We start from the raw sequence: 13,951 nt of genomic DNA on the forward strand, positions 1-13,951 counted from the left end.
GGATCGGGCAATCCGGCCTTAGGCCGAAAGACGCTTGCGGCCACGAGCGCGGCGAGCGGAGAGAACCAGACGGCCCCCCTTCGTTGCCATGCGGGCGCGGAAGCCGTGACGACGCTTGCGAACAAGCTTGGAGGGTTGGTAAGTACGCTTCATTTATTTGATTACCGCGGAGTGCGGCCCTTCTTTGATCTGTTCCCGAGGGAACAAGGAGCGTTTCGGATTTTCATCAAGCCTGTCTGGCGGTTCTGGACCGCCGAACTTGACGTGGCCGGGCTCATAAGGGAGCCTTGGGCAAAAGTCAATCGGCGCCGCCCTTTCCGGCGTGAAAACCACGGGTTTCGCGGGGCTGCCCCGTCTTGCCTGCAAGCGCTGGTGGCGCTACCGTCCGTTTGAGGGGTTCGCTGGCCAGATCTGTCCATCCAAAGCCGTACCCGGTCGACGCATGGAGGTGGCATGACGGAGTTGCAGGCGGCAGGCGCATCGCGGATCGATATTCGCCCCGGCCCCCGTCCGTTTCGCAGCCTTTCGGCAAAGCTCCTGGGTCTGACGGTTCTCTTCGTGCTTCTCGCCGAAGTCCTGATCTTCGTGCCCTCGGTCTCCACCATGCGGCTGCGATGGCTGAATGACCGTCTGAGCGCCGCCGCTGCCGCAGGGATCGTGATCGATGCCCTCCAGCCGGCGGACCTGCCGGACATTGCCCGCAACGAAACGCTGATGGCTGCGGGCGCGAGGGCCATCGCCCTTCGTCGGCAGGGGCAATCCCAGCTTCTGGCGGCCACCCCCATAGACCAGCCCATCGCCGGCGTCTTCGATCTTTCCGAGACCGCCCCGGTGGCGGCCATGGGCGAGGCCTTGCGCACGCTTTTCTTCGGCGGCGACCGGCTGATCCGGGCCTATGGCCCGGTCGGCAACAGCCACATGATCATCGACATGGTTCTGGACGAAACGGCCTTGCGGGATGCCATGCTGGTCTATTCCCGCAACGTGGTTCTGCTGTCCATCCTCATATCCCTGATTACCTCCACGCTGATCTTCTTCGCGATCGACCGGCTGATGATCCGCCGCATTCGCCGCCTCACGCTGAACATGCAGCACTTCGCCCGCGAGCCCGCCAATCCCGACGCGGTCCTGCCGCCGGAGGAGGGCGATGACGAACTGGGTCTGGCAGGACGCCACCTGAACGCCATGCAGCTCGAACTGCAGCAGACGCTTTCGCAGCAGAAAACGCTGGCCGAGCTGGGGCTGGCGGTCTCCAAGATCAATCATGACATGCGCAACATCCTGGCGACGGCACAACTGCTCTCCGACCGCCTGGCCGACATCGATGATCCCATGGTGAAAACCTTCGCCCCGAAGCTCGTGCGCACGCTCGACCGGGCCGTGGGTTACACGAGCGAGGTTCTCGCCTATGGGCAGATGGCCGATGCCGTCCCGCGCCGCACCCGTTTCGAGCTGCTGCCGCTCGTTCTGGAAGTGCGGGATCATCTGGGTCTGGAGCCCGAAGGGCCGGTCTGTTTCGCCGACAAGGTCGAATCAGGTCTCATGATCGATGCGGATGGCGAACAGTTGTTCCGCGTTCTGCATAATCTGTGCCGAAATGCCCTTCAGGCCATCCTCACCTCGGAGGAGGGGGCCGGATGCATCACGCTGACGGCCACCGGAGAGGCCGGTGGCGTTACCCTTCTGGTGGATGACACGGGCCCGGGCATGCCGGAAAAGGCAAGGGAGAACCTGTTTCGCGCCTTCAAGGGCGCTGCCCGCAGCGGAGGCACCGGCCTTGGCCTTGCCATCGCTCGCGATCTGGTGCTCGCCCATGGAGGAACGATTGCCCTCGTGCCGAAACCGGAAAAGGGCACCCGCTTCCGCCTCTTCATTCCCCACCGCCCCCATGTTTCCGGCGCAAATCCGTAAGTATATGTATTGAAATAATAATCCCGACGGATTGGAAAATTGTCCTGCCAAAAAGACACTTTTTTGAAGAAAGTGTCTTGCATTCGAAAGGCGGACGTTTTAGAGGATCGCCACGTCAGCGGTTCCGCCGCACGGCACGCACCCGTAGCTCAGCTGGATAGAGCACCAGACTACGAATCTGGGGGTCAGGAGTTCGAATCTCTTCGGGTGCGCCATTCCTTTCAATGACTTAGCCGACAATCCAAGCAAGCGCATTCCTACAGCGTTCATACGGTGTTCCTACAGCGCTGTTTTCGGCTTGTTCTTGCCCTCGCGGTGGGCCACTCGCAATTCCGCAACCTTTCTCGTTTTCTCCAGTGTCTTCCGGTCATATCGAGTCGTGGTCTGGATGTTCTCGTGGTTCGCGTGGTGGCGCAGATGCTCGATGTCTGCGCCTGCGTCCGAGCCTTCGGTAACGCCCCCGGCGCGGCTATCGCGGTTCCACACGTCCGCCGGCACGCCGACCTCGTCCGCCAGCTCACGCCACACATCACGGAAATGTCGGTAGCGATAAGGAAGCCCGGTCGTTTCGCACACAATCATCGGGCCGATTCTCTGATCCGCCGGAACCAGATCGATGATTTTCCGGAGATACGGATAGGCGTTGGTATCATGCTCGGCCACCTTGCCGGTTTTGCTGGTCACCTTCGTCAGAATGCCGGTGGCGCTGAGGTGCGACCACTGAAGCCCGTCCTGCCAGCGCTGGCCGCGGTCGGTGATGCCGCCGTTGCGTACAGCATCCGATTTGACCCACAGCCCGATCACGTCGATTTGCCGAAGTGTCAGCTCGAACTGGAGCGCCTGGGCGAGTGCGATCGATAGCTTGCCCTTCTTGATCGCGCGTTCGCAAATCGCCTTCGCCTGCTCGAAATTCAAAGCCTTGTCGCGAGACTTTGGCGCCGAGAATTCCATGGTCGACAAGACCGTGGCGAGCCGAAAGCATTCGGTGATGTTCATCACCACGCCGAACTTGACGAGGATCCGCAGCAGCTGCATTGCCTTGTATGCCCGCCGCTGGCGTTCTGGGTTGGGCGGCATGGTCACACCCATGGCTCTTGCCTCTGCCCGGGCCAACGCCTGTTTCGGCGTATCCTTGGCCGGCTCCTTGAGGTTGGCGTACCAGCGTTTGAAATCGATGCCGGTCAGCTTGTCCAAGCGGCGCGTGCCGACGGTCTTCTCCAGCAGGCGAAGGCTTTCGTCATACATGGCCCGCGTGTTTGCCTTCACCTCATGGTACGGGCTTTCTGGCGTGTGCTGGTAAAGCCTGATCAGGGACAACAGCGTGCCGTCATATTCCGCGTATCCTTCCTTGCCCTTGTTCGAGAGCCATTGCCGCAGCTCGGCGGTCAGAAGGTTGCACTTCGCGGCCATTTCCTCGCGGGTGCCGTGAAGGCGGACGGTCTTCAGCGGGTAGTCCGAGGCCTTCCGCGATATGGTGGACGCCACCCAATAATAGACAGGCGGGCCACCCGCCCTCCTTCGCATTTTCATTCCTGGTGCAGTCAGTTCCATTTTTCTTCTCCATCTAGAGCGGGAACGCTCTGCAATGACGATGGGATGAGTCCGTATCGCCTGTCTAGGAAAGCCTGACAGGCCGGCCAGTACCGGCGTTTCTGGAATAGGGGGTCCGGTAGCGGGAATCCTTCGCGCTCAAGGGTGGTCGCAAGCGCCTTGAATGCCTCGGTCTCGATCCCCATTCGCTTTGCCACTTCGGCGTCGGTGAGGAAGAGGCGGCTCACGGCTTCACCTCCGGTGGCTTGGGCAGCGGCATCCAGTGGGTGGGGACGTAAGCTTCATCCCCACTGTGACTGGACGGGCAGTCCTGCCATTCGTCGCTGAAGAAGGTCCAGCCCGTGGACGGGGAGGCCCATCCAGGAGCGAATAGCAAGATGGTGGTGCCGTCCCTCGGCGCCGTCGATATCGGTTGCCACTGGGTCATGGTTTCACCTCCCGGCTGCGGATGGCGTCGTGAAATTCCCGCTCTTCGACCTTACGCTTACGGATATCGGCGGCTGTCATCTGGCCGTCTCGGCGCTCTTTCTCAGCTACCGCAGCGGCGATATCAGCGTCGGTCGCTCGATTGATGCTATCGACGGCTTCGCGGTACTGGCTGCGGATGGCCGCTTCTTCGGCTTCCCGCTTTAAGCGCAAGTGTTTTCCAACGATTGCCGCGCCTATTTCCCCGGCATCCCAGCCCTGTACCAATCGCTCCGCTACCGCGCTATTTGCTGCCTCCCGCTCTTCCCGCCTCCCTGCCTCGTGCATCTCGGAGAGGGCGGTGGCGAGCGCGTCTTGCCGTTCGAACCAAAAGGGGCTCATCGAGCGCAGCAGGTTCTCTGCTTTCTCCTTGAACCGGTCAGTCATGGGCGGGCCTCCTGCTGGCACTCTTCGACAATGCGCGATTGGTTGATCCACAGACAGAAGCCCGCTTTCTTCATGCTGTCGTTGACGTAGACGCGGGTTTCTTCGGCGGCTGCGCGGGTTGCCTCGCGCTCGATTTCTCTACCGATCTCGTATGCAGCTAGAACGATTGCCACGCACAGCGTTATGAGGATGAATGGCACCATAAAATCCGCGCGTTCCTGCATCACTCACCCCCTTTCAGGACTTCCCACAGCTTCCAGCAAACGCAGTCGTCAGGATGACGCGGGCAGCGTTCTTCCGGGTCGTCTGATCCTTCGCACTGGTTGAGGATTTGCCGTATCCGCTTTTCTGCACGGCGACGGCGCTTTTCTTCCGCCTTGGCGATATGCATCGCGTCGTTTGGCGTTGGTGGTGCGTATGGTTCCGTTTTCACTCGGTCGCGGCGCACCGCGTCGTAACCAGCAAAAGCCGCGACAAGGATTGCTGCTGCGGTGCCGTAAAATCGTCTTGCCATCACTCACCCCCTTTCAGGGCGGCGTCGGCGGGCGGGGTGGGGGATGCGGCGAGCATGGCAGACCGCACGATCTCGCGGATGTAGGCGGGGCCTGCCAGCATCTTGTTGTTGTCGAACCACTTCATGGAAGCCATGCTTCCTGCGCTGTCACCGTTGAAGTAGCCCCAAATCTGTCGAGCGAAATTATCCTCGGCCCCATCCGGCACACCCACCGGCTCCACCTGCGCGGGCTGGATGGTCGATAGGACGCGGGTCTTGTAGCCGGCCTGTGCGGCGGCTTCGGCGGCCTCAAATTCTTGGAATAATGTCCAGCCAGACATCTCCGGCATGGATAGTCTGAATTGGCCATCGGCTGTAGTCCTGATGATGTAATCGCCTGTTACTGAGACGGCGACCCAGCATCCCTCAGGCTTGACGCACTTGACCCACTTAAGCGGCTTGATCTGCACCGGAACCGCCTGCGGGGCTGCGGAAAGGGCGGCGGAAAGCATGGACCGCACCTTCTCACGCTCGGCATCCCGGCTCTCAGGCTGCCATTTGTCCCATGTCGCGCTGTATCGGTCGCGGCATGCCGCCTCGATCATTTCCTTCGTCACGTCAGCCATTGATCGGCTCTCCTGCTGCTTCTTCGATGATCCCGGTCACGAAGGTGTTGGTGGTGTCGGCTTCAGCGTTGCCCTTGATGCGCTCGTTGTGGGCAATGAGGATGCGCTTGGCGATGTCGGGGACATCCTCGACGCTGGCTTTCGCTTCTGCGTGGGCGGCCATCAGCGCGTCACGGTCCTCGTGCTTGGACAGCTCGACATGGTAGGCGAGCAGCTTCTCAACTTGCTTCTCGGTAATCGGGGCGGAGTCCGGTGCTTGGGAGGAGGAGCCGGACTCCGCGGTGGCCTGCCGGCTTGAAGTGGCAGCAGGCTTGTTGGTGGGCTCGCCCTTCGCCCAGGCGCGGAGACGTTGGCCGGTCTCGACGGACACCTGACGGCCGGGGGCGAAGAACTGCGAGTAGGGCGGGTTGAGCTTGCCGTAGAACTGGTTGCCCTGCATGAGAGGAACGCCCTTCTGATCCGGCGTGACCATGAAGGAAATCGTCAGGTCATAGAGCATGTTCTGCTCGCAGATCGGCTGCCATCCGATGTTCTGCACGGTCGTGCGCTTCCGGCCCTTGTCGTCTTCGATCTCCACGGGCTTGGTGATCTCGCGGGCGCGGAAGCAGAAGATGACATGGGCGCGAACCTGCCGAAGGTTCTTCATCAGGTGGGACTTGTGCTCTGCCTTGGGAACGGCCCAAGCCGGAAAGTTGAACTTGTGCAGCTCCCAATCGGCCAGGCTGTCATAGGGCTTCTTGGCAAGGCGGGCCATTTCGGCCGTGTGCATGTCGTGCAGGCCGCCGACGCCTTCCCATTCATCTGAGGCGGAATCGATGACAACCACCTTGGCGCCCACTTTGTCGATCGCTTCGTTGATCGCGTCCCAGATCGCGCGGGGGCTGAAGGGCGGGCGCATGTCCATGTACTTCACCCGGAACAGAAATTCCTTGATCAGCTCGGACTGGGGGCGGGTGTCTGAAGGTGTGGGGAAATAGTGCCGGGCTCGGCCACCTTCGGTGTCGATGAAGGCAATGGGCTCGTCACCGGCCAGCCCGACAGCCAGCAGCATCGCGGAGACGGTCTTGCCAGAGCCGGAAGCCCCGGCGATGCCGATGATAAGGGACGTGTCGTCGCGGACGCCATCGGTGAATTTGTTCTGGGTCATGTCGTCTCTCAAAACTGGATGCTGATGTTGGGGATATTGCCGGCGGCGATGGCCAAGACGATTTCCTTGGCCTTCGGTTCGTCCACGCCCAGCTCGATGATGGCGGCTTTCGCCGCGCCCATAACGGACGCCCTGTGCGTCCGGTCGGCCTGCCGAGCAGCTTCGGCCGCCCGTGTCTCGGCTTCTCTGCGCTCCTGCTCGGCCTTCTCCTGCTCACGGGCACGGCGCTCGGCCTCAATCTTGCGGTTAGCCTCGGCCTCGGCTTCCCGTGCGGCGCGCTCTGCCGCCTCAATCTTCGCCTTGGCTTCTGCGTCCGCCCGTTCGCGCGCCTCGCGCTCGATGCGCTCCTGCTCGGCCTTGCGATCAGCTTCCATCCCGGCCAGGAGGGTCGCGAGCGCGTTCTGCCGTGCCTGTTCGGCTTCTCCTGCGAGATCGCCAAAGCTTTCATCGATCACAACCTTTTCCTGCAATTCCCGGAAGAGGATCGGATACGGGTAAGTCTGGCCGTCGATCAGACCCAGACCGCATTGCTTGATGTGCTCAATCATGCGTCGGGCATAATCACGGCGGCTTTCTTCTCTTGCCGCAGCCTCGCGGCGCTGCGCCTCCTCGGCCTCACGTTCGGCCTGCTGACGGCGAAGGCGTTCGAGCTCGGCACGGTCGGCCTCGTCCTTCTTCACCTTCTCCAGCAGCTCGGCGACATTACCCCGGACTTCATCGTGAAGCGTCTTTAGAGCTGCGGCGTCTTGGCCGTAGGCTTCTGCCGAATATTCAACGCGGTCCATGTTCTGGAGATGTGACGCGATCTGCTCGCTGCTGGCTTGTTCGGCAATCAGATCCTTGACCATCAGCTTAAGTGCATAACGGGTCTCTTCCACGCGGGCTTCTCGGCGCTCCTCTTCCTGTTCCCAACCGGTCAGCGGGCGGCGAACCTCTTCCTTCAGCGCGTCGAACCGGTCGCGGATCTTGCGGCGGGCCTCGTCCACAGCGTTGATCTTGGCCCGGGCTTCCTCATTCAGCTTCTTGCCCGCATCATCGATGGCGGTCTTGGTGCGGGCGATCTTGTGGGCCATGGAAGCAATGGCCTTGCGACCCTTCTCCGTGGACAGATCGATCTTCATTGAACCGGCCTCGGCCTTCACGTGTTCGTAGAAGTCCTCGAACTTTTTCTCATCGATCAGGACAAGAGTGGGATTCGCGTCCACCAGGACGGCGATAGAGTTGGTCTGCTGGTCCATCACACGGGCTCCACAATCTGTTTCGGGCGGTAGGGGTGCGTTTCGTAAGGGATGACGGGATCGTGCCCGAGGTTCTGCAGGCGCGGATCCTCGATCTCCTTCGCCATCCAACGGGTCTCGATGTACGGCGGGAGTTCGGCCGTGGTGATGCCGCGCGGGTAGCCGGGCCAAAGGTTCTCTGCCATGTGCTTGCGCCACAGCTTGAAGGCGTCGCTCACCATCTTCTCGCCAATGATGCGGCCGGCGGCATCGATGCGGGCCACGGTCAGCTCGAACGGCGCGGTCTGCTCCTGCACGATGAAGATGAAGTCCAGCTTGTCCTGGTGCTGGTCGATCTCGGGGAACAGCCGGCGCAGGCCACGGCGATAGAAGCCGTCCTGAAAATGATAGCCGTTGTTGAAGATCGCCTTGGCGACGGCTTCGGGCGCGGCGTCCAGCTCCGTGGTCTTGTAGTCGATGCAGGTGATCAGGCCGGGCTCGATGTGCAGACGGTCGGCACGGAAGCGGGCCCAGTTATCGCCGCACGGATCGATCCACGCGCCGGTCACCTCGTTGTAGGCTGTCACGCTGCTGTCACGCTTCACGACCGCCTGAATGGCCGGATGATCCTCGGCGCTGAGAACGTCCCGAGCAAACTCGACCATGGCCAGCGCCTTGTCGTGGTCAGCAGCCAGCAGCGGGATACCGCCGCGCTCCTGCACCTCTTCGCGCTCTGCCTGGGCGGCCTTCTTCTTGAAGTCCTTGAACTCGAGCCGCACGATCTCCGTGGGCTGGCCGAGCAGCAGCGCATGAGCTGCGCTGCCGATATCGCGGGTCCGGCTGTTGGTGTCTTCCTTCTCTTGCTGCTTGGTGAGGCGCGGGTGCGCGGCCTTCGCATGCCGGGCGCTCTTGGTCAGCAGCTCGAAGGCAACAGACCGGCTGAGGCTTGGCAGGGGGCACGGATCGGCGTGATAAGCGGCCTCGCTCATACGGTAGAGGCCGGGCACGGTGACGGTCTCGGAGTGGATAAGCTCAGCCATCAGCCAACACCTCGCTGTTTTCGGTCACATCGACCTCGCCCTTGATGAGCTTGATTTTGGTGATCAGCAGTCCCGGTCTGCGGCTCTCGGCCAGCTTCCGGGCATCTGCGGGGGTGGCGGCGACGATCCGCATGGCCTCGCCGTCGACAAAGTGGACGCGGAAGGCGGTCATTGTCTGTGTGGGGAGGGGCGCGGTCATAGTGTCGCCTCAAGTTCTCGCGCTACGCGAAGAACCTCCCTGGCTTCATCCACGCTGCGCAGCTCGGCGGTGTGGTATTCATCGCGACCGACGAGATGACCGATCATCCCGTACAGCTCGCGGCGTCCTACCCGGCCCGACTTCCAGAGCGGATCAATGATCTTGTGGATGTCTTGGCGGGCTGCCTTCAGTTCAGCCGTCGGAATGCAGCCGAGGGGCTTGGTCCGGTTGCTGGTCTTGTGATGGCAGCCGACGGTGTTCCCGCAGGTGTCGCACTTCCAGAATGGCAGGCTCGCGAGATCGCGGCGGTGCGGATAGACTTCCGTGCCATCCGTTAGGCGGGCTCTCACGTCCATCTGACAGTCGCAGCAATAGAGATTGATTTTGCGGGTCATTTGTGCCCATCCCATCCGGCTTCCATCGAATTGATGGCTTCGTCATCCGCTTCGCACTCGAAGCATAGGCGGCTTCCGTTGACCGGTTTCCCGCACTCCCGGCAGGTTGACGGGGAATGATGGATCGGGCGAACCTTGACGCGCTGGCCAAGTTGCTCCTTGACGGACGGCGCTACCGGGGGCCGTTCGCCTCCATGGTTGGCAACCCGAGCCTCGTAAGCGTCCTTGGCCCATGCGCTGGACTTCGCATGACCGGCATTCACGTCGCGCGGTCTCTGGCCGCACTTGAAGGCAGCAGCACAAGCCTTGTCGCAGAACCGGCCCCAGCCTCGCTTGTGATCAGCAAGACGGACGGTGATCAAAGCGGCGCAGGCTGCGCAGTTTTTTTGGATCATTGCGGGGGCGCTCATGCCGCCACCTGCTCGGCATATGCCTCGATCCAGTTGATGGCGTTCTGCTCGGTCTTCAGGTAGCCGGGGCAGGTCATCCCCTGAAAAGCGGGGACATAGCCGCTTTCGAGGCGGAAGACGACGCCAGTGCTGCGGCCAATATGGACCTGGGCGACGGCTTCATGGTCGGGATTCTTGTTTGCCGGATGCACGGCGAGGGCGATAGCTGGAACCATCGGTTCAAACTCCAAGGTTTCGAATTGTAGGTTTCTGGCGCGCTACCCGGCGATGCCGGCCAGTGCGTGGTTGTCTGTCCGGTGCTCCCGGTTCGGGTCCGGTGGGCGCCATCCTTGACGCTCGAGGTGGTCGGCCCATTCGGCTTCCGCTGCCCGGTCGGTAAGGATGCGAGAGCGGACGTATTGCTTCACGGCATGCTGAAAGGCCCGCTCCTCGGCCGGTGCAAAGCGGGTGTCGCCTTCTGCCCGGAGCGTGATCGCTTCCACAGAAACCGTGAATGCGTGATCACTGGTCGCGCCTGCATCCGTCAGCTCGGCTGTGCCCTCGATCAGCATTTCGCTGCACCGCGGCTCGTATTCGAACTGGAATGTGTAGCTGTCGAACATCGTGATCTCCGTGATTGGAATGCAGCGGGCCGTTTGGGAGGGGACGGTACGGCCCGCTGCTTATCTGCCTGGGGTGCGGCAGATCTCAGAAGCGCTTCCGGCGCCGGCTGTGCATGGCATCAGCGATCAGCAGGGCGACGGGCGCAAAAAGGATGAGGGAGAGGAGCAGCATTATACGCGCTCCAGCTGGTAAGCGGTCTCGACGCGGGCCATCCCGTAATAGCCGTTTACCCCAATCAGCGCGACGATCGACAACCACAAGATGGCAGAAATCAGGGTATACTCTGCAACCCTTTGGTTTATGCTGGCCGAGCGGTGAGCATACTGCTTGGAGCTCGGGAGGACCTCGTAGTGATGACAATGCTGGGGGAAGTGGCTCTTGTGGCCATATCCATGTTCGGGCCCGTGTTTGGCCTGCTCTGTCTGGCTGATGCCAAACCTGTGACCGGCCGCGGTTGGGATATCAAGATGCTCGCACTGGGGACCGCTATTCTGGCTGCCACCATTATAAGCGTCTTCGTGTTGCCGGGCGGAGTCGAAATCATGTGATCGGTGCATCGGAGCTTCCTCTCAAGCGATGAGAGGAATGTATGCTAATCGTACATTATCGTCAAGCGCAAATGTACGTAAATCATACATCATTATGCCGAGTACCATTTTTGGGGGGAATGCAAGAATCGATTCGACTCAGGATTTCCATTCTGCTTTCATGAGAACGAAAGGAGAACAAATATGGGTCTTGCCGCGTTGGAATACAAAGCTCGGTTCGCTCTTCATTTGCGCTGCGACAACTGCATGCGTGAAAGCGTTCTGGCTCTCGACATCCCACAGGTTGATTTTGCTCCCTCGGATATCGAGGAGCTGGCGGAGGACGCGGCGCTAAACGGCCTGCGTTATCACTGTCGACACTGTTCCTGCACGGTCGGGCGAATTTTTAGGATCACAGAGGGGGATTCCCATGCGCAATTCTGACGTGATGGAGTTCATTGTTGTCCCGCCGGTCGAGCGCGTTGCCGAGCTAACCCATTGCAAGGAGCTGTTTTTGGCCTATCTGAAGCGGTGTTTCCCGCAGTTCATGTTCAGGCTAACGCCGTTCGCGCCCGTCACCGATAGGAGCGATTTCGCGGTGCTGCCGATAATGAGCTATCTCGGAGATGATGGCCTTAGCCACATGTGCAATCGCCCGTCTAACTGGACCATGGTGGAGATCGCTGAAGCATGCAGGGCGTTCGCAGGTACTGTCGGGCGAGCTTAGAAAAGCTCGGGCATCACGTTGTCCACACGCCGGACCAGCGCGATAACTTCCACCGTGGTGCCGTTATCAGCGTCGGAATCACGTTTGACCACAATGGGTTTGTGCTTGGGATTGGTTGAACGCGGATGAAACTCTACTCGATCCTTGAAGAGCTCCACCTGCTTGATCGACCATTCCCTGTAGTGCCCGCCGTCGCGCGTGCGCTGCACTACGACGACCATGCCGTGCTTCAACTCCACTTCATGGGCGATATCCTCGAACGCTACACAGAAGCAGCGATCCCCAGGAAAGATGGGGCGCGGCTTCAGATCATTCATGGAATCGCCCGAGACTTCGAAAAATATCTGGCGCGCGTTTGGAAACCTGCGGTCCTCGGCCGCATATACCTCCTCCGGTTCCGACTGGTCGAACTCGTCAACTTCGCGGAAAGAGCCGGCCTCCACCGTCCCAGCCTTGCGGACTGGAACCATGCGCTGCTTCGACAAGGTGACTTCAGTTTCAGGCAGATCGGCTTCCAAATAGGCTGCAATGAGTGGCAGCTCGTTCACCTTTAGCCGGCGCTCGCCTTTCAGCAATTTTGTAATCTGCGGATGTGCAATTCCAAGCGCCGCGGCAATCCCCGTCTGGGTTTTGCCAGGCTTCTTGAGGTTATCCCGTATCCAATCCAGATACATTTTGGTCGTGTCGTCGCGCATGTTCGATTTTCGCACATGCCCATGTGAATTGCAGTTAAGATTATCGTACATAGCGCTTGCCCAAATTGTATGTTTATCGTACATTGCCGCTATGAGATGCGAACCTGCGAACACCATCATCACGAAATTCAACGGGCTAAAGCCGCTGGCTGAGGTCGTGAATGTGTCTGTCCACACCGTCATGCGGTGGAGAATGCCGCGGCATAAAGGAGGCACAGGCGGGATCGTGCCCCACTGGCATATCCCGGCGATCCTCGCAGCGGCCAAGGAGCGTGACATTGATGTGGGGCCTATGGACTTCGCCCCGATCATTGTCCCCCCAGAGGAGGTCGCATGATGTCCGATTTTTCGCCCTTCATCGAAACCATGCGCCGCCGGCTGGAAGCCACCTCACCGAAACTCCGCGGCAATCAGCAGCTCGGCGGTGCTCCTCGTAGCTTCACCAGCATCGCCCGGCAGGGTGGGGGCAAGGGTCAGCAGTTCGTTGGCGACCTGTTCAAGAAATTCACGGGCGCGATGCGTGCCGCGTGGGGAAAGCGCCATCCCGATTGAGAAGATCACGGCGGCGTTGGCCGCTGCGACTGATTGAGCATCCATTTCTGTTTCTCCTGGAAGGCTTGTCGATGGGAACATCATTGCCTCTTTTTTCGGACTCTGGATTCCCAAAGAGGGGAACCCGGATTCCCGTGGTTGAAGCCATTTGCGGCGTCGCGCGCACGTTGTGGCCGTCCAAGACAGCCACCAATCTTGCCAGTCGAGCCGAAATTTCTGAGCGGGCCGCCAAGCTGTGGCTCGAAGGTCGAACGGAGCCCGGCGCCGACGCTGTTGTGAACCTGCTCCGGTCCGATGCCGGTTTCGTCGTTCTGCAGTCGATCATGCAGGGCTCCGGCACACGCTGGTGGCGGGAGTTCGAGCGGGGTGTGCAGATCGCGGAGCTTGAGCAGCGGCTCGAATGGCACCGCCAGCAGCTCGACACCCTGAAGCAGGAGATGAAGTGATGCGCAACGTCGTTGCCGATTTTCTTCTGCGGATTTCCTCGTGGCTCCATGCCCGATCCGTTCAAGCCAAAAACGCCGCGCTCTGGGTTCTCGGGGCTCGCCGGCAATCGAACCAGTAACCTCTCAAGGAAGGAACAGGAAATGGACAGCGTACCCGTCAGCGCCGCGCGCGCCGTAACCCAGAATGCAGCCGGAATATCCGCAAGCCGCCGATCCGGACAGGTCGAAGCGTTTTCTGAAGACGAGACCGGGGAGGCCGCAGTCATGAACGTAGCCGCCGCCGAGCTGCGTCAGTTCATCGAGCGCGTTGAGCGGCTGGAAGAAGAAAAGGCCGCGATCAGCGAAGATATCTCCAACGTCTACAGCGAGGCGAAGGGCCGGGGCTATGACGTGAAAGCCATGCGCGCCATCGTGAAGCTTCGCAAGAAGGATGCGAACGAGTGCATGGAGGAAGAAACCATCCTCCAGACCTACATGTCTGCGCTCGGAATGGAATGATGTTCGGCGGGGGCCGGCAGAACAGCAAGGCGAGTTCCGGTCGCCTTGCTCTGGGCCGTTTG

The 13,951-nt window shown here is 60.7% G+C and carries 23 protein-coding genes and 1 tRNA gene; 8 read left to right on the forward strand and 16 right to left on the reverse strand.

Translation table 11 applies throughout. The annotated features are described in order from the left end of the window. Window positions 1-18: 18 nt before the first annotated feature. Window positions 19-153 carry a 50S ribosomal protein L34 gene (gene rpmH / locus ACT54B_RS07695; protein ID WP_183365061.1) on the reverse strand — a complete coding sequence of 45 codons (135 nt, stop codon included), beginning with the start codon at window positions 151-153 and terminating at the stop codon, window positions 19-21. Window positions 154-453: 300 nt separating this feature from the next. On the opposite strand from rpmH, the gene ACT54B_RS07700 reads away from it, so the two are divergent. Together ACT54B_RS07700 and ACT54B_RS07705 are read left to right on the forward strand one after the other, a co-directional pair. Beyond that, window positions 454-1,911 (forward strand): sensor histidine kinase, encoded by a 1,458-nt coding sequence (locus ACT54B_RS07700; protein ID WP_476044064.1) that lies wholly within the window; start codon window positions 454-456, stop codon window positions 1,909-1,911. A gap of 138 nt (window positions 1,912-2,049) precedes the next feature. After that, window positions 2,050-2,126: transfer RNA gene (locus tag ACT54B_RS07705), tRNA-Arg, on the forward strand. Window positions 2,127-2,190: 64 nt separating this feature from the next. Here ACT54B_RS07705 and ACT54B_RS07710 read toward each other — a convergent pair. From ACT54B_RS07710 to ACT54B_RS07775, 14 genes are all read right to left on the reverse strand, one after another. Further along, the gene (locus ACT54B_RS07710; RefSeq protein ID WP_476044065.1) at window positions 2,191-3,462 is read right to left on the reverse strand and encodes a site-specific integrase; all 1,272 of its coding nucleotides are present in this window, start codon (window positions 3,460-3,462) and stop codon (window positions 2,191-2,193) included. 223 nt (window positions 3,463-3,685) lie between these two features. Continuing rightward, on the reverse strand, window positions 3,686-3,889 hold the full coding sequence (locus ACT54B_RS07715) for a DUF551 domain-containing protein (protein WP_476044066.1): 204 nt from the start codon (window positions 3,887-3,889) through the stop codon (window positions 3,686-3,688). After that, complete coding sequence (locus tag ACT54B_RS07720; protein WP_476044067.1) at window positions 3,886-4,314, reverse strand: hypothetical protein; 429 nt, start codon at window positions 4,312-4,314, stop codon at window positions 3,886-3,888. Before ACT54B_RS07720 ends, ACT54B_RS07715 begins: the two co-directional genes overlap by 4 nt. After that, the gene (locus ACT54B_RS07725; protein WP_476044068.1) at window positions 4,311-4,538 is read right to left on the reverse strand and encodes a hypothetical protein; all 228 of its coding nucleotides are present in this window, start codon (window positions 4,536-4,538) and stop codon (window positions 4,311-4,313) included. The genes ACT54B_RS07720 and ACT54B_RS07725 overlap by 4 nt, the downstream gene beginning before the upstream one ends. Beyond that, complete coding sequence (locus ACT54B_RS07730; protein ID WP_476044069.1) at window positions 4,538-4,828, reverse strand: hypothetical protein; 291 nt, start codon at window positions 4,826-4,828, stop codon at window positions 4,538-4,540. The genes ACT54B_RS07725 and ACT54B_RS07730 overlap by 1 nt, the downstream gene beginning before the upstream one ends. Beyond that, window positions 4,828-5,433, reverse strand: a complete 606-nt coding sequence (locus ACT54B_RS07735) for a hypothetical protein (RefSeq protein WP_476044070.1) — start codon at window positions 5,431-5,433, stop codon at window positions 4,828-4,830. Before ACT54B_RS07735 ends, ACT54B_RS07730 begins: the two co-directional genes overlap by 1 nt. Next, a complete protein-coding gene (locus tag ACT54B_RS07740; protein WP_476044071.1) occupies window positions 5,426-6,580 on the reverse strand; it encodes an AAA family ATPase in 1,155 nt (384 codons plus the stop codon). The genes ACT54B_RS07735 and ACT54B_RS07740 overlap by 8 nt, the downstream gene beginning before the upstream one ends. A gap of 8 nt (window positions 6,581-6,588) precedes the next feature. Then, window positions 6,589-7,818 (reverse strand): hypothetical protein, encoded by a 1,230-nt coding sequence (locus tag ACT54B_RS07745; protein ID WP_476044072.1) that lies wholly within the window; start codon window positions 7,816-7,818, stop codon window positions 6,589-6,591. Continuing rightward, window positions 7,818-8,837, reverse strand: a complete 1,020-nt coding sequence (locus tag ACT54B_RS07750; RefSeq protein ID WP_476044073.1) for a PD-(D/E)XK nuclease family protein — start codon at window positions 8,835-8,837, stop codon at window positions 7,818-7,820. The genes ACT54B_RS07745 and ACT54B_RS07750 overlap by 1 nt, the downstream gene beginning before the upstream one ends. Continuing rightward, window positions 8,830-9,036 carry a hypothetical protein gene (locus tag ACT54B_RS07755; protein ID WP_476044074.1) on the reverse strand — a complete coding sequence of 69 codons (207 nt, stop codon included), beginning with the start codon at window positions 9,034-9,036 and terminating at the stop codon, window positions 8,830-8,832. Before ACT54B_RS07755 ends, ACT54B_RS07750 begins: the two co-directional genes overlap by 8 nt. Then, window positions 9,033-9,431, reverse strand: coding sequence for a zinc-finger-containing protein (locus ACT54B_RS07760; RefSeq protein ID WP_476044075.1), 399 nt, complete (start codon window positions 9,429-9,431; stop codon window positions 9,033-9,035). The genes ACT54B_RS07755 and ACT54B_RS07760 overlap by 4 nt, the downstream gene beginning before the upstream one ends. Next, window positions 9,428-9,841 carry a hypothetical protein gene (locus ACT54B_RS07765; protein ID WP_476044076.1) on the reverse strand — a complete coding sequence of 138 codons (414 nt, stop codon included), beginning with the start codon at window positions 9,839-9,841 and terminating at the stop codon, window positions 9,428-9,430. Before ACT54B_RS07765 ends, ACT54B_RS07760 begins: the two co-directional genes overlap by 4 nt. After that, a complete protein-coding gene (locus ACT54B_RS07770) occupies window positions 9,838-10,056 on the reverse strand; it encodes a hypothetical protein (protein ID WP_476044077.1) in 219 nt (72 codons plus the stop codon). The genes ACT54B_RS07765 and ACT54B_RS07770 overlap by 4 nt, the downstream gene beginning before the upstream one ends. A gap of 42 nt (window positions 10,057-10,098) precedes the next feature. Further along, complete coding sequence (locus ACT54B_RS07775; RefSeq protein WP_476044078.1) at window positions 10,099-10,443, reverse strand: hypothetical protein; 345 nt, start codon at window positions 10,441-10,443, stop codon at window positions 10,099-10,101. Between the two features lie 351 nt (window positions 10,444-10,794). On the opposite strand from ACT54B_RS07775, the gene ACT54B_RS07780 reads away from it, so the two are divergent. The 3 genes from ACT54B_RS07780 to ACT54B_RS07790 all read left to right on the forward strand — a co-directional run bounded on the left by ACT54B_RS07780 (window position 10,795) and on the right by ACT54B_RS07790 (window position 11,698). After that, a complete protein-coding gene (locus ACT54B_RS07780; RefSeq protein ID WP_476044079.1) occupies window positions 10,795-10,992 on the forward strand; it encodes a hypothetical protein in 198 nt (65 codons plus the stop codon). A 183-nt stretch (window positions 10,993-11,175) separates the two neighbouring features. Continuing rightward, on the forward strand, window positions 11,176-11,415 hold the full coding sequence (locus ACT54B_RS07785) for a hypothetical protein (protein WP_476044080.1): 240 nt from the start codon (window positions 11,176-11,178) through the stop codon (window positions 11,413-11,415). Continuing rightward, the gene (locus ACT54B_RS07790) at window positions 11,402-11,698 is read left to right on the forward strand and encodes a hypothetical protein (protein WP_476044081.1); all 297 of its coding nucleotides are present in this window, start codon (window positions 11,402-11,404) and stop codon (window positions 11,696-11,698) included. The genes ACT54B_RS07785 and ACT54B_RS07790 overlap by 14 nt, the downstream gene beginning before the upstream one ends. Here ACT54B_RS07790 and ACT54B_RS07795 read toward each other — a convergent pair. Continuing rightward, on the reverse strand, window positions 11,695-12,393 hold the full coding sequence (locus ACT54B_RS07795) for a LexA family protein (protein ID WP_476044082.1): 699 nt from the start codon (window positions 12,391-12,393) through the stop codon (window positions 11,695-11,697). The genes ACT54B_RS07790 and ACT54B_RS07795 overlap by 4 nt on opposite strands. Before the next feature lie 333 nt (window positions 12,394-12,726). Between ACT54B_RS07795 and ACT54B_RS07800 the strand changes: the two genes are divergently transcribed. The 3 genes from ACT54B_RS07800 (at window position 12,727) to ACT54B_RS07810 (ending at window position 13,889) form a co-directional block, all read left to right on the forward strand. Beyond that, window positions 12,727-12,945 (forward strand): hypothetical protein, encoded by a 219-nt coding sequence (locus ACT54B_RS07800; protein WP_476044083.1) that lies wholly within the window; start codon window positions 12,727-12,729, stop codon window positions 12,943-12,945. 134 nt (window positions 12,946-13,079) lie between these two features. Then, a complete protein-coding gene (locus tag ACT54B_RS07805) occupies window positions 13,080-13,391 on the forward strand; it encodes a hypothetical protein (protein ID WP_476044084.1) in 312 nt (103 codons plus the stop codon). A 264-nt stretch (window positions 13,392-13,655) separates the two neighbouring features. Further along, window positions 13,656-13,889 (forward strand): DUF2312 domain-containing protein, encoded by a 234-nt coding sequence (locus tag ACT54B_RS07810; protein ID WP_476044803.1) that lies wholly within the window; start codon window positions 13,656-13,658, stop codon window positions 13,887-13,889. The last annotated feature ends 62 nt before the right edge of the window (window positions 13,890-13,951 follow it).

Source organism: Gellertiella sp. DMC107, from assembly GCF_056313605.1.

What these genes read in the sequence shown, in the direction of transcription:
- ACT54B_RS07790 (WP_476044081.1), top strand. Translation starts at nt 11,402, where the DNA reads ATGCGCAATTCTGACGTGATGGAGTTCATTGTTGTCCCGCCGGTCGAG.
- ACT54B_RS07735 (WP_476044070.1), bottom strand. Translation starts at nt 5,433, where the DNA reads ATGGCTGACGTGACGAAGGAAATGATCGAGGCGGCATGCCGCGACCGA.
- ACT54B_RS07740 (WP_476044071.1), bottom strand. Translation starts at nt 6,580, where the DNA reads ATGACCCAGAACAAATTCACCGATGGCGTCCGCGACGACACGTCCCTT.
- ACT54B_RS07770 (WP_476044077.1), bottom strand. Translation starts at nt 10,056, where the DNA reads ATGGTTCCAGCTATCGCCCTCGCCGTGCATCCGGCAAACAAGAATCCC.
- ACT54B_RS07745 (WP_476044072.1), bottom strand. Translation starts at nt 7,818, where the DNA reads ATGGACCAGCAGACCAACTCTATCGCCGTCCTGGTGGACGCGAATCCC.
- ACT54B_RS07800 (WP_476044083.1), top strand. Translation starts at nt 12,727, where the DNA reads ATGATGTCCGATTTTTCGCCCTTCATCGAAACCATGCGCCGCCGGCTG.
- ACT54B_RS07700 (WP_476044064.1), top strand. Translation starts at nt 454, where the DNA reads ATGACGGAGTTGCAGGCGGCAGGCGCATCGCGGATCGATATTCGCCCC.
- ACT54B_RS07755 (WP_476044074.1), bottom strand. Translation starts at nt 9,036, where the DNA reads ATGACCGCGCCCCTCCCCACACAGACAATGACCGCCTTCCGCGTCCAC.
- ACT54B_RS07725 (WP_476044068.1), bottom strand. Translation starts at nt 4,538, where the DNA reads ATGCAGGAACGCGCGGATTTTATGGTGCCATTCATCCTCATAACGCTG.
- ACT54B_RS07785 (WP_476044080.1), top strand. Translation starts at nt 11,176, where the DNA reads ATGGGTCTTGCCGCGTTGGAATACAAAGCTCGGTTCGCTCTTCATTTG.
- ACT54B_RS07795 (WP_476044082.1), bottom strand. Translation starts at nt 12,393, where the DNA reads ATGCGCGACGACACGACCAAAATGTATCTGGATTGGATACGGGATAAC.
- ACT54B_RS07775 (WP_476044078.1), bottom strand. Translation starts at nt 10,443, where the DNA reads ATGTTCGACAGCTACACATTCCAGTTCGAATACGAGCCGCGGTGCAGC.
- ACT54B_RS07760 (WP_476044075.1), bottom strand. Translation starts at nt 9,431, where the DNA reads ATGACCCGCAAAATCAATCTCTATTGCTGCGACTGTCAGATGGACGTG.
- rpmH (WP_183365061.1), bottom strand. Translation starts at nt 153, where the DNA reads ATGAAGCGTACTTACCAACCCTCCAAGCTTGTTCGCAAGCGTCGTCAC.
- ACT54B_RS07715 (WP_476044066.1), bottom strand. Translation starts at nt 3,889, where the DNA reads ATGACCCAGTGGCAACCGATATCGACGGCGCCGAGGGACGGCACCACC.
- ACT54B_RS07750 (WP_476044073.1), bottom strand. Translation starts at nt 8,837, where the DNA reads ATGGCTGAGCTTATCCACTCCGAGACCGTCACCGTGCCCGGCCTCTAC.
- ACT54B_RS07730 (WP_476044069.1), bottom strand. Translation starts at nt 4,828, where the DNA reads ATGGCAAGACGATTTTACGGCACCGCAGCAGCAATCCTTGTCGCGGCT.
- ACT54B_RS07765 (WP_476044076.1), bottom strand. Translation starts at nt 9,841, where the DNA reads ATGAGCGCCCCCGCAATGATCCAAAAAAACTGCGCAGCCTGCGCCGCT.
- ACT54B_RS07720 (WP_476044067.1), bottom strand. Translation starts at nt 4,314, where the DNA reads ATGACTGACCGGTTCAAGGAGAAAGCAGAGAACCTGCTGCGCTCGATG.
- ACT54B_RS07710 (WP_476044065.1), bottom strand. Translation starts at nt 3,462, where the DNA reads ATGGAACTGACTGCACCAGGAATGAAAATGCGAAGGAGGGCGGGTGGC.
- ACT54B_RS07810 (WP_476044803.1), top strand. Translation starts at nt 13,656, where the DNA reads ATGAACGTAGCCGCCGCCGAGCTGCGTCAGTTCATCGAGCGCGTTGAG.